Consider the following 12,351-nt stretch of genomic DNA (forward strand, 5'->3'; position numbering starts at 1 on the left):
ATATCCAGCGGGAAAAGACACGCAAAAAACTGAGGAGACGCCGATGTCCGCCATCGCCGAGGCGACGTCCACCACGGGCCGCACCACGCGCGCACCCACGCTCATGCTGCCGCTGGCCGACTTCGCCCATGGGCTGGATCTGGCCACCCTGCCTGCCGAGGTGCTGCGGCAATCCCGCCTCAATATCCTCGACACGCTGGGCTGCATCGCTGCCGGGGTGAGGGAGCAGGATTCGCGCAGCCTGATCGCCATGGAACGGCGGGCCCAGCGCGGGCCGCGCGCGCGGGTGATCGGCCACGAGGAGCGTTTCCCGGTCGAAGTGGCGGCGCGGATCAATTCCTATTGCGGTGATGTAAGCGAGCACAACGACCTGGTCGGCAGCCACGCCAGCATTGCCACCCTCCCGGCGGCCATGGCCGTGGCCGACCAGTGTGGATCGACCGGTGCGGACCTGCTGCGCGCCTATATCGCCGGGACCGAGATCGTCACCCGGCTCTATGTGGCCTATTACGCCTGGAAGAAGTCCTACATGGACGTGGGCATCGCCCCTCCCGGGATCATCAACACGATCGGTTCGGCAGCGGGCTGCGCCATGCTGATGGGGCTGGACCATGCCGCCACGCTGGAAGCCATGGCGATCGGCGGTGGCCTTGCAGGCTGGTGCCCGGTCGGCGCGGTCTATGACGATGGCGCTTCGGTCAAGCCGCTGCTGCACGGGGCATGGCCTGCCGGGATCGCTGTGCTGGCTGCGCGCTATGCCGCTGGCGGGATGACCGGTCCGGTCGCCGTGCTGGAGGCGCCGATGGGTCTGTTCGCCACCCTCGCCACCCATTACGAGGCCGAGGCGGTCAGCAACCCCGGCGTCTGGCACCTCGCCAATCCCCGCCGCAAGTATCACGCGGCCTGCGGCTACACTCATGCCGGGGCCGATGCCCTGGTCGCCCTGTACCGCGAACTGGGCGGAAAGGTGCTGGCCGATGCGCGCGAGATCGTGATCCACGTCCCGTTCTACACGCACCGCGCCGTGGCCAAGACCCAGCCGCCTGCCACGCCCACCGAAGCCCGCTTCCACCTGCCCTTCGCCGCAGCCCTTGGCGCGCTGGGCGAGGATGGGGTGAAGCCCGAGCACGGCCGCGACGTGGCGCAGTGGCTGGCCCGCGCCGACATGCAGGCCATGCTCGGCAAGATCCGCATCGTCGTGGACGAACGCTTTACCCACTACGAACAATGCGCGGTCGACGTGGTCACTGCCGCTGGCGAGACCATCCACCGCGAGGGAAAGCCGCCGCGCGGCGCGCCCGCCAATCCGATGACTGCGGAAATGGTCGAAGCCAAGTTCCGGGCCAATGTCGCCGGATTGCTCTCCACTGCCGAAGCGGACGCCTATATCGCGATGATCGCCGATATTGAGAGCCTGCCTGACTGTGACGCCCTCTATCGCCCGTTCGAACGGGCGGCCGCCCTGTGAAGGAAGCCAGCATGACCGCTCCGGCAGAACTGACCCGCCCCGTCGCACCCGCCACGCTCCCCGCAGGCGAGCCGACCCTGATCGATCACATCGCCGCATTTGCTGCCCATGTCGGGCCCGATGCCGTGCCCGAGCGCGTTTCATGGCAGACCAAGCTGTGCTTGCTCGACACGATCGGTTGCATGGTTTCGGGCGCGACCGAGGCTGATGGCCTGCGCCTGTTCGCCGCCGAAATGGCGGGCGATCCGGGCGGCGCGGCGCGGGTCGTCGGCCAGACCGAGACAATGAGCCCGGAAGGCGCGGCGCGCGTGAACGGCTACCTCGGCGATCTGTTCGAACTCAATGACCTGATCGGCGGCCATGCCAGCATCGCCACCGTCGCTGCCGCCCTGGCCGTGGCCGACGAGGAGAGGCCCGACGGCAAGACCCTGCTCAAGGCCTGCATCGCCGGGATCGAGTCCACCACCCGCATCCACTTCGCCTATTACGAACACATGAAGCCCTATACCGAGATGGCGATCACGCCGCCCGCGATCCCCAATGCGATGGGCTCGGCAGCGGCAGCGGCGATCATCTCCGGCGCGGGCGAGGCAGAGGTGCGCAATGCCATGGGCATCGGCATGGCCCTGGCCACATGGGGTCCGGCGGAACTGACCTTTGGCGATGGCGGCACGGTCAAGCCGATGCTGCACGGATCGATGCCCGCCAGCGTCGGCGTGACCTCGGCCCGCTATGCCATGGGCGGGATGACGGGCCCTCGCACCCTGATGGAAAGCGACATCGGGCTCTATGCGACGATCGGGCGCGGGTACAAGCGCTGGGCGCTGGTCAACCCTGAAGGCTTCCACCTCGACGAGCCGCGCCGCAAGTTGCATGCGTCCTGCGGCTATACCCACATGGCGATCGACCTGATGGGCCGCCTTTTCCGCGAGATGGGGCCGGAACGGCTTGCCGCCGCCCGGGCGATCCGCATCGCCGTGCCGGCCTATATCATGCCCGCCGTGGTCAAGACCGCGCCGCCGACCAGTCCCAACAATGCGCGGTTCCACATCAACTATTGCGCGGCCCTTGCCGGCACCGGGATCGACGTGATCCTGCCCGAGCACAGCAACCGCTTCGACGATTTCTTCACGCCCGCCGTGGCAGACCTGATGTGCCGCATCTCGCTCGTGCTGGAGCCCTCGTTCGTCCACTATGCCGAATGCCGGATCGAGGTTGAGGAAGCCGATGGCGCGGTGGTGACGGTGGAAGGCAAGGCGCCGCGCGGCGCTCCGGACAATCCGCTGGGCGAGCAGGGCGTGCGCGAAAAGTTCGCCCGGCTGGTCGGCCACCGGATGAGTGCAACAGATATTGCCACCTATTGCGACCGGGTCATGCAGCTCGAACGCGAGGCCGATGTGGACTGGTTGCTGGCACCGTTCGTAGGCGGCTGAATGCCTGTTCCAGAATGACAGGGGCGGTGACGCTGATGCGCCGCCGCCCTTTTCCGTGCGCAGATGTGATGCTTTGCGTCTGTCACAGATGGCCGCGAAAGTCGCCCATATGACCCTTGTTGTTGCGAGGCAGGGCGATTGTAATCCGGGCAAGATTATAACTCGGGGAAGCAGTGGCTGCACCACACACCCGGCACACGGCAACAGGAGAGAATGATGACCCAGGCTATTGGTTATGCTGCCTACGAGGCCGGCGCTCCCTTGGCGCCCTTCAACTTCGAGCGGCGGGAGCTGCGGGGCAATGACGTGGCCGTGCGGATCGAATACTGCGGGGTCTGCCATTCCGATCTGCACCAGTCCCGCAACGATTGGCACAACACCGCCTACCCCTGCGTTCCCGGCCACGAGATCGTCGGCGAGGTGATCGCCGTCGGGCCGGAGGTGACGAAAGTTGCACCCGGATCGAAGGTTGCGATCGGCTGTCTGGTCGACAGTTGCCGCGTCTGCTCGCCCTGCCAGCACGGGCTGGAGCAGTTCTGTGAACAATATGCCACCGCGACCTACAACGGCAAGGACCGCGTTACCGGCGACCTCACCTATGGTGGCTATTCCGATCACATCGTCACGCGCGAGGAGTTCGTGCTGACCGTTCCCGACGGGCTGGACATGGAACGCGCTGCGCCGCTGCTCTGCGCCGGGATCACCACGTGGTCGCCACTGCGCCACTGGAACGCGGGGCCCGGAAAGCGCGTGGCCGTGGCCGGGTTGGGCGGGCTGGGCCACATGGCGGTGAAGCTGGCCGTCGCGCTGGGAGCCGACGTGACCGTCGTCACCACATCGGCATCGAAGGCTGATGACGCGCGGGCACTCGGCGCGCACGACGTACTGCTGTCAACCGATGCGGCGGCGATGGCCGCAGCGCGCAATCGCTTCGACCTCGTGCTCGACACCATCCCGGTCGGCCATGATGTTGCACCCTATCTCGGCATCACTGCGCTCGATGGCGCGACCGTCGTGCTGGGCGCGATCGACATGTTGCCGTCCTTCCACACCGGGTCGCTGCTGATGGGCCGCAAGACACTGGCCGGATCGATCATCGGCGGCATCGCCGAAACGCAGGAGATGCTCGACTTCTGCGCGGAAAAGGGTGTGCTGCCGGATTGCGAGACGATCAGCATGCAATCAATCAATGAGGCGTTTGAGCGGATGGAGCGATCCGACGTGAAGTACCGTTTTGTGATTGACATGAACACTCTCCAAGAAAGGTGAGGCCTGCCTCCTGCTGGGGCTCCCTTCGAGCAGCGATGAGTACCCAGCTGGAGGCAATGTTGGGCAGGAGGCACCTATCAACCAAGAGTCGCGCCCAGCGACCCGTTTCAGACGGCCGTAGCGTTGCGATTCTATTCTGCATTCGACAAGTCCCTGGGACTCAAGGCTGGTCATGAGAGATCTGGCTTGATTCAGATTTGAATCCGACGGGGAAAGCCTTCTGTCGCAGTAGCCTGATTTCTATGATCTCTGCTTGTGAGTTGGGATTTTCCTCACATTCTCATGAAACCAAACAGCATGTCGAGGGGGCTATCCTTGACTGGACGGCCCATGCAACAACATGCTTTTAAAAGAAAATATTTGATTTAGCACATTTGCTAAGAAGTGTTTCTCAACTGTCAAGAGCTTTTGTCGCCAAGGTTGGCGATATCGTATTTATGGCGGCATTTGCAGCAACCTTGTGGTGAGGCCTCCAGTTTCGTTACCCTCAGCTATCCTTGGCGCGGTTCAAGAGCGTGTCCAAATGGCATGGTCAGCGCGCACGAAGGGAATTGGGAGGGAATACCATGAAGTACCGGCTTCTTGTCGGCGCGGCTACTTGCTGCGTATTGAACTATACCGATGCTTCCACCGCTTGGGCGCAAAGTGCTGCGCAAGATGAGCCCAATGCTGCTGAAATCATTGTTACCGCCACCCGTCGCGAAACTACCCTGCAGGCCACTCCGCTTGCTGTTTCGGCTGTTTCGGCCGAAGCGCTGACCGCCAAGGGCGTGAACGGCCTCGGCGATCTTGCCAACGGCGCGGTTCCGGGCATGCAGATCGCCTCGTTCGCCGGAACGCCATCCATTCTTGCCATTTCCGCACGCGGCATCGGTATTTCCGATCCGACACAGGGCACCCAGGAACTCGTCGTGCCGCTTTACATTGACGGCGTTCCATTGGGTCGCGCGCAGGGGTTGGGGCTTGAGCTGATAGATCCGGAGCGCGTGGAATTTCTGCGCGGTCCTCAGGGCCAGCTCTTTGGTCGCAATGCGGAAGGTGGGGCGATCCAGTTCGTTTCCCGCCGCCCGTCAGGGGAACTGCATGCTCAGGCGAGCGTCGAGTTTGGCAGCTTCAATCTAAACCACCAGAAGGTGCGGCTCGATCTCCCGGAGTTCGCCAACATCAAGCTGCAGGTGGCCTTCACGCACAATCAGCATGATGGCTTTACCAGGAACGTGCCCAAGGGCGTCTATAGCAACCAGACCGATTATGGATTGCTGGACTCTTACGGCTTCCGGATAGCGGCAGAGTGGAATCCGACTGACCGTATCCGTCTGAACTATACCTATGACAATTCGGATACGACAGACTCGCAGCCTTACATGTCATGGCTCCCGGTAGACATCGTTGGTCGCACGCCGTTCTCGCCCATGCCATCCGGCCTCTACTATCCGCGCGAGACGGTCGGCCCGCTTTTTAACGAAGCGTTCAAGACCAAGGCTAATGGTCATGCCTTGACCGCGCAGTTCCAGGCGAGCGACGAGATCACACTCAAATCGATCAGCTCTTACCGCGAGGCCAGTCGCCACGGATCGAGCACGCTTGGACATGCGCTGGTTGCTGGTGGTTCGTCCAAGGGCATCCTCAATTCCAACGCCCGCGAGGACGTGGATCAGTGGCAGGTGTATCAGGAAATCCAGGCCATTGGCTCGTGGGAGCACTTTGACCTGACGGTTGGCGGCACCTATTTCCATGAAGATGTCACGGATGCCCGCCGCAGCTACATCACCGGTGCAGGCCTTGCGGCCGGTGCGCTCGGCATCGCCCCTGCTACCTTGGCAGGTTGTGTCGGGCTTGAGCGTTGCCTTACTGCGAAGTCGATCCAGGAAGCCACTTCCGACTCCTACGGCATCTACGCGCAGGGCACTTATCGCCTACTTGACGACAAGCTGGAGCTGACTGCGGGGATCCGTTACTCGGATGACAAGAAGGTGGCAAATCGCACCTTCATCGCACCTCGCCTTCTCCCGCCATATACCGAAGCCACGCCATCGGGCGTACTTCCGCCGCAGGCGCTGTTCACCGCCAAGCGGTGGGATCCGGCGATCACTGTCAAGTACAACTTCAGCCCGGCTGTGAACGCCTATGTTCGTTATGCAACGGCATACCGCGCAGGCGGTGCCAACGTTCGTTCGTCGAACTTCCTCGGGTATGGTGCGGAGGAGGTGGAGAGCTGGGAACTGGGACTGAAGACCCGCTTCGCAGACAACCGCGTCACGCTTAATCTCGCGGCATTCAGCAACCGCCTGAAGAACGCGCAGCAGACTGTTCAGGAAGCACCGACCACCAATCCTTCTCTCACCAACACGGTGAACCTGCCGTTCGCCTATACCATCAAGGGCATCGAACTTGAAACCACCATCCGTGCCGCCGAAGGCCTGAACTTCAGTGGGTCACTGGCCTACATGGATGCACCGAAGTACTTCGAAATTCCAAACCCGATTGCAGCTGGAGCGCCACTGACACGCTTCTATCAGGTGCAGTCACCAGAAATACAGGGCAACGTCGCAGCCGATTACAAGACACCTGATTTTGGGATCGGGAACCTTGCGCTCCATGTCGATTACTCGTTCGCATCGAGCTTTATGGCAACACCTGGCGGCTTGTTGGTCGCTTCACTCGGGCCGACCTATAAGCGACCTGAAGCCAAAACGAACATGATGAACGGGCGCATCTCGCTGCAGAACGTCAAGATGGGCGGTGTCGCTGCTGAGCTTTCGGTCTGGGGTAAGAACCTGCTCGATGACACGAACTACATCTATGGGTTCGATGGGGCGGCATCGGGCGCGGGCTTTGCCGCGTTCGTCACCCCACCCCGCATGTTCGGCGTGGAACTGCGCGTCACCTATTGATCTTGATGGGGCGGCGGCAAGCCAAGCCGCCACCCGTTAAACATGGAAAGCCTTTGAAGCGTCCTCTGGCCTTGGTCAGGGGACGTTTTTGTTCCGAGAAATGCGTTATTGCTCACCCAACTTGAACGAGGCTGGTGCGATAGGCGCTGCGCAATCTGGCCGAGAATTATCAGCTTGGCGGCACGCTACTAGAGCGGGCAAGATTCTTGTAAAATTCGTGCACCCGGATGAGGTCGCGGCGCATTTCGGCGATGGCAGCATCTCCATTGCGTGCCCTCAACGCTACAAGCAGGCGTTCTCGTGATCGCAGGGTCTCCTGCCCCGGATCAGAGCCGAGCTGCTCAGTGAAATGGCGCACCAGATCGGCAATGCTGGTCATGAACACGCCCAGCAATGGATTGTGTGTGGCAGCTGCGAGAACATCGTGAAACTCGATGTTGCAACGCGATTTCTCCCGCAGCCTCCCCGATTCATAGTGCAACCTTGCGCGCGCCACATTGGCTTCCAGCGCGGCGAGGTCCTCGTCCGTCATATTCTCAACGACAAGCCGGATCACCACGTCGGCCAGCAGCAGGCGAGTTTCCCACAGGTCGTCAAACGAGATGTTTCCCAGCGAGAGCAGGTCTCGCATGTTTTCGCTGATTACATTGGGGCGGCCGGATGTGACGAAGGCCCCGCCGGTCTTGCCCGGCCGCAGATCGACGATTCCGGCCTGCTCCAGAGCCCGCAGCCCTTCCCGGACGGCATTGCGCCCGACTCCAAGCCGCACGCTTAGATCACGTTCGGGCGGAAGCTTGTCACCGGGCTTTAGATGCCCTTCGACGATCATAGCGCGGATCCGTTCGACCACGCCTTCGAATGTCCGGACCGATCGAACGGGACGGAAATCGGGTTGAAGTCCCGGCGATACGGACGGAATTGCCATTTCTCCCAGTAGCCGCCTTTCAGTCCGTGGCCAAGATCGCCAGAGCTTGGGCGGACAAGACGCCGCCATTGCCCTGCGCAATAGCAGTCCGAGCGCCCGCGATCTGGCGTTCACCACATTCGCCGCGCAACTGGCGCACAGCCTCGATGATGGTGAAAAGTCCGTACATCCCGGGGTGGGTGCATGACAAGCCACCGCCATTGGTATTGACCGGCAACCTGCCACCCGGCGCAATTGCGCCCCCTTCCACGAACGGTCCGCCTTCACCTTTTGGGCAGAATCCGAGGTCTTCAAGGAACAGGATCGTGTTGATCGTGAATGCGTCGTAGAGCTGAACCACGTCTATATCGTTTGGCCCCAGACCGGCCGCAGCATAGGCGCGTGGAGCGCATTCGGCCAGAGCGGTTCGAGTAAGGTCGGGCATGCTGGAGATATTGTGATGTGTGGTGCTGCTGGCGGCGCCCAGAACCTTGACCGGCGTGCCCTTCAGGTCCGCAGCCCTGTCCGCCCGGGTCATCACGATCGCTGCACCACCATCAGTGACAAGGCAGCAATCAAGGACTGAAAGCGGATCTGAAACCAGCCGCGAGGCGCGGTAATCGTCCAGTGTCATCGGATCGCGCTTGAACGCTTCGGGATTGAGCATCGCCCATTGGCGGGCGGCCACGGCCACTTCGCCCAACTGGTTTTTGGTCGTGCCAAATTCATGCATGTGCCGCGCTGCGGCCATGGCATAGGAACTGACTGGCAAGACGGGATTGTACCGCGCCTCGTAGGGCCATGGCTGAGAGGTGCGGGCCAATTTGCCTGAAGCCGATGCCTGATTGGAGCCGAACGCGATCAGCGCGCAATTGATCAGTCCGGCATCGAGCAGCCAGGCCGCCCGCTCGAGCCAGGTTTCGAAGACGTTGCCACCGGGGCGGCTGTTGTCGATCACCTTGGGCTGGATGCCGAGGTACTGGGCAAAGCTGGTGCCGCCGCCAAAGGTATCGCTGCTGTTGGTATAGAACAGTCCATCTACGTCGGCAAAGGTCAGCCCTGCTTCGCGCAGCGCGTTGCGGGCAGCAATGGCGGCAAGGTCGTGAGCTTCATAACCCGGCGCCCGGCCGGTGCCAAAGGTGCTGACGCCGACTATGGCGGTCGTGCCGCGAGGGAAGAGGCCGACGTTCATGCGGCTTGCTCCGGTTGGTCGGCAGGGGCAAAGACGACCAGCGGGCCATCCTCTGCATCAACGATGAGCGCGCGCACGGCCATGCCGATGCGGACTTCGGTCGCATCGATTCCCTCTACCCGGCTCATCATCCGCGGTCCTTCGGCAAGGTCGATCAGCGCAACATTGTAACTGGGTTCAGGCGGGCGCTTGCGCACCACGGTGGTCGAATGCACAGTTCCGAGACCCGACGCCTCCACCCATTCAAGCTCCTCGCCGGTCAACGGCGCGACAACGCGTGGGAAGAACACGTGGGTCCCGGTGTCCACCCCCCGTTGGATCATGAAGCGGCCTTCTGCCAGAAAGGCGGTGAATTGTTCGTCCGGTTTCACCTGGGCGGAGGAGTTGGTCATCGGAAATCCTGTTGCGCACCTGTTTCGACCCATGACCCTTGTCTCTACCAGGTTCGCTTGTCGAGGTTGCAGACGGTCTGATGCTTCCTGACCGAGCGATGATCGATATGCCGATATGTTGGCTCGCCCACGAGGGGAGATCACGAAGTTTGTAGGAAAGTTTCCCCGGGGAAACTTTCCTACAAGCTTCAAAGTGGTGAGCCGTATCATCGCTCCTGCGTTGCGAATGCCTCGGCCATTGCCGGATGCCCGGTGCTGTCTAGCTTGGCTGATGAGGAAGAATGTGGGAGACGATGAATGCTGAAGGATCGTAAAGTGGATCCGCAGGCGCTCACCGAGGTGGGGCACGCGCTGGCCTTTCCTGAACTGCCCGAAGGCTTGGGTGCGTCGAATGAACGGTTGCGGCACGTTGCCGAAGCCCGATGGCCGTTCAACCCCGCGCACTTGCTCGCGGCTGCGCGTGAGCAGACTGGTCTGTCCGACTTCGGCGGCGACTATTTCTACGAGGCGCTGGACCGGCTCTGCCATTCGGCCGAGCAGGACCTTGAACTTAGTCCGGTCGGACGGCGCAACCTCTATGGCCAGATCCTTGACCATCTGGTTCAGCGGCTGCGTTTTCAGGACCTGTGGAAACGCCACCCGGAAATCCTCGACGAACCGATCGAAGCGCCGATCGTCATCGTTGGCCTGCCGCGTTCGGGCACAACCTTTCTCCAGCAATTGCTTGCCCAGCATCCGGGCCTGCGGGCAGTTCCGTTCTGGGAAAACCTTGCCCCCCTGCCGCAGCATGACCCGGCCATCCGCCCGCCGGACGATCGCCCGCTGATCGAACAGGCCGAGCGCAATGTCGAAGGCTTGCGCAAGTTTGCGCCGGGCCTGCTGGCGCTGCATCAGGTGGCGGCCGAAGAGCCGGAAGAGGAGATTTACCTGCTTGGACCGGGGTTCGCCTCGATGGTCTATGAATGGGTCTATATCCTGCCGTCCTTTGCCCGGTGGTATGCCGCGGCAGACCACACCAAGGGCTACCAGCATTTTCGCCAGGTCTTGCAGACGCTGCAGTGGATGCGTGGCGGTGGGCGGCGCTGGCTGCTGAAGGCGCCGCAGCACATGGAGCAGCTTGGCCCCTTGCGCAGCGCGTTCCCGGATGCGGTGATCGTCGAGACGCTGCGTGATCCGCTGACGGCGGCGGCCAGCAATGCGAACCTGTGCTGCTATGGCCAGCGGCTGCGCACCGATGCTCCCGACCCATTCGCAGCCGGTGAGGCTTCTGCCGGCATAATTGAACGGCTGGTTCTGTCTTATCTGCGCGACCGACCGGACGGCGATCCGCACTTCGTCAGCGTGCCCTTCGCCGACCTGATGCGTGACCCGCTGACGCTGGCCAGCCACGTGCTGGAGCGCGCCGGGCTGGAGGTGACCGATGCGGTACCCAACGGCATGGCCGATTATGTTGCCCGCAACAACGAAAAGCCGCGCGAACCGGTGGGCTACGCCCCGGCGGATTTCGGGATTGACGTGGCCGCGCTGCGTAGGAAGCTCGCTCCCTACTACGAAAAATTCGGCATTACTCCCGATCCGAGGTTTCCGTCATGAGCGATGTCGATTCCGGTGCGCTGGTATGGACCGAATACAATGCGCTGGTGCAGAAGGCGCGTGACCGGATGCTGGCCCGGCCCGAAGCGATCGCGCATAAGCAGGTGCGCGATCAGGCGGAGTATGCGCTCGTCGCCATGCAGGCGGGGTGCCACCATTTCCATGTCTTGCATCGCCCCGACTACCCGGCCTTCTACCGGCAGGCGGTCTGGAGCCCCTACGAGACGCCGTTCGGTGGGCCTTCGTCGGACATGGTCTATGCGTGGATCTTCCTGGATGGCCGCCGTACCTATCGCGTCCATGGCAAGAGCGGGACGACCCGGTTCACCGATCTCCAGCTGTGGAACGGCTATTTCGAACGGGACGACCAGCGTGGTCTCGGCAATCTCGATTTTGACAGCCTGACAACGGCGGCCGATGGCAGCTTCAGCTTCATCGCCTCGGCCGAGCGGCCCACTGGCTATGGGGGCGACTGGCTGCCGCTTGACGCCACAGAGCCGTTCATCTGCGGCCAGCTGCGCGATACCTGGTGGGACTGGGCGGGTGAGCGCGGGACCGAGCTGCACGTCGAATGCCTTGATCCCGCTCCGGATTCGATGATCGTGCCGACGGCGGAAACGCATGTCCGCCTGCTGCGGTCAGGACGCCTGCTGGAACGCATGGTCGCCCGCGCGATCGGCTATGCCAACATGAGCCGCAAGTTGGCGGGCGGGCGGGACAATGCCTTCGGGCTGGTCAACGGGGCCGGGTCCACCGACCACGGCGCATCTGGCCGGGCCGGCTATGGCGGCATGGTCTGGGACATCGCGCCGGGCGAGGCGCTGGTGATCACGCTGGACGAACCGCAGGCGCGCTACTGGTCGTTCCAGCTGGTGGACTGGTGGTGGATGACGCTGGACTTCAGCTATCACCAGAGCGGGCTCAACGGCCATCAGGCGGAACGCGACCCGGATGGCAAGGTGCGGCTGGTGCTGAGCCTTGAGGACCCCGGCATCGCCAACTGGCTCGACCCGATCGGCACGCCAAGCGGGCTGGTGCAGATGCGCTGGTACGATGGATCAGTCGATGAGCCGCCCGAGGTGGAGAAGGTCGCCCTGGCCGAAGTGGCGAGGCGGTTGCCCGAAGCCCGGCGCGTGTCACCGGCAGAGCGCAAGGCCGAGGTTTTGGCCCGGGCCAGGGCTTCGCTGGCGCGGTGGGGGTATTGAT

At 62.7% G+C, this 12,351-nt stretch carries 9 protein-coding genes; 6 read left to right on the forward strand and 3 right to left on the reverse strand.

The genetic code is table 11. The annotated features are described in order from the left end of the window. The first annotated feature begins 43 nt into the window (after positions 1-43). From POM99_RS17090 to POM99_RS17105, 4 genes are all read left to right on the forward strand, one after another. Positions 44-1,468 carry an MmgE/PrpD family protein gene (locus POM99_RS17090; protein WP_277279696.1) on the forward strand — a complete coding sequence of 475 codons (1,425 nt, stop codon included), beginning with the start codon at positions 44-46 and terminating at the stop codon, positions 1,466-1,468. Between the two features lie 11 nt (positions 1,469-1,479). Beyond that, the gene (locus POM99_RS17095; RefSeq protein ID WP_277279697.1) at positions 1,480-2,901 is read left to right on the forward strand and encodes an MmgE/PrpD family protein; all 1,422 of its coding nucleotides are present in this window, start codon (positions 1,480-1,482) and stop codon (positions 2,899-2,901) included. A gap of 216 nt (positions 2,902-3,117) precedes the next feature. Then, positions 3,118-4,170, forward strand: coding sequence for an NAD(P)-dependent alcohol dehydrogenase (locus POM99_RS17100; protein WP_313792147.1), 1,053 nt, complete (start codon positions 3,118-3,120; stop codon positions 4,168-4,170). Between the two features lie 566 nt (positions 4,171-4,736). Next, on the forward strand, positions 4,737-7,064 hold the full coding sequence (locus tag POM99_RS17105; RefSeq protein WP_277279699.1) for a TonB-dependent receptor: 2,328 nt from the start codon (positions 4,737-4,739) through the stop codon (positions 7,062-7,064). Between the two features lie 169 nt (positions 7,065-7,233). On the opposite strand, the gene POM99_RS17110 is transcribed toward POM99_RS17105, so the two are convergent. From POM99_RS17110 to POM99_RS17120, 3 genes are all read right to left on the reverse strand, one after another. Further along, entirely contained in the window at positions 7,234-7,914 is a 681-nt protein-coding gene (locus tag POM99_RS17110; RefSeq protein ID WP_277279700.1) for a FadR/GntR family transcriptional regulator, read from the reverse strand. A 94-nt stretch (positions 7,915-8,008) separates the two neighbouring features. Further along, positions 8,009-9,160, reverse strand: coding sequence for an acetyl-CoA acetyltransferase (locus tag POM99_RS17115; RefSeq protein ID WP_277279701.1), 1,152 nt, complete (start codon positions 9,158-9,160; stop codon positions 8,009-8,011). After that, positions 9,157-9,552, reverse strand: coding sequence for a Zn-ribbon domain-containing OB-fold protein (locus POM99_RS17120; RefSeq protein WP_277279702.1), 396 nt, complete (start codon positions 9,550-9,552; stop codon positions 9,157-9,159). Before POM99_RS17120 ends, POM99_RS17115 begins: the two co-directional genes overlap by 4 nt. Before the next feature lie 297 nt (positions 9,553-9,849). Between POM99_RS17120 and POM99_RS17125 the strand changes: the two genes are divergently transcribed. Then, positions 9,850-11,145 carry a sulfotransferase family protein gene (locus POM99_RS17125; RefSeq protein WP_277279703.1) on the forward strand — a complete coding sequence of 432 codons (1,296 nt, stop codon included), beginning with the start codon at positions 9,850-9,852 and terminating at the stop codon, positions 11,143-11,145. Further along, positions 11,142-12,350, forward strand: coding sequence for a DUF1214 domain-containing protein (locus POM99_RS17130; RefSeq protein WP_277279704.1), 1,209 nt, complete (start codon positions 11,142-11,144; stop codon positions 12,348-12,350). Before POM99_RS17125 ends, POM99_RS17130 begins: the two co-directional genes overlap by 4 nt. The last annotated feature ends 1 nt before the right edge of the window (position 12,351 follow it).

Source organism: Novosphingobium cyanobacteriorum, assembly GCF_029436685.1.
GTDB classification, from domain to species: domain Bacteria; phylum Pseudomonadota; class Alphaproteobacteria; order Sphingomonadales; family Sphingomonadaceae; genus Novosphingobium; species Novosphingobium cyanobacteriorum.

Bases quoted from the DNA above. Each gene is read 5' to 3' on its own strand.
- POM99_RS17105 (WP_277279699.1), top strand. From the start codon at position 4,737: ATGAAGTACCGGCTTCTTGTCGGCGCGGCTACTTGCTGCGTATTGAAC.
- POM99_RS17130 (WP_277279704.1), top strand. From the start codon at position 11,142: ATGAGCGATGTCGATTCCGGTGCGCTGGTATGGACCGAATACAATGCG.
- POM99_RS17115 (WP_277279701.1), bottom strand. From the start codon at position 9,160: ATGAACGTCGGCCTCTTCCCTCGCGGCACGACCGCCATAGTCGGCGTC.
- POM99_RS17120 (WP_277279702.1), bottom strand. From the start codon at position 9,552: ATGACCAACTCCTCCGCCCAGGTGAAACCGGACGAACAATTCACCGCC.
- POM99_RS17090 (WP_277279696.1), top strand. From the start codon at position 44: ATGTCCGCCATCGCCGAGGCGACGTCCACCACGGGCCGCACCACGCGC.
- POM99_RS17095 (WP_277279697.1), top strand. From the start codon at position 1,480: ATGACCGCTCCGGCAGAACTGACCCGCCCCGTCGCACCCGCCACGCTC.
- POM99_RS17125 (WP_277279703.1), top strand. From the start codon at position 9,850: ATGCTGAAGGATCGTAAAGTGGATCCGCAGGCGCTCACCGAGGTGGGG.
- POM99_RS17100 (WP_313792147.1), top strand. From the start codon at position 3,118: ATGACCCAGGCTATTGGTTATGCTGCCTACGAGGCCGGCGCTCCCTTG.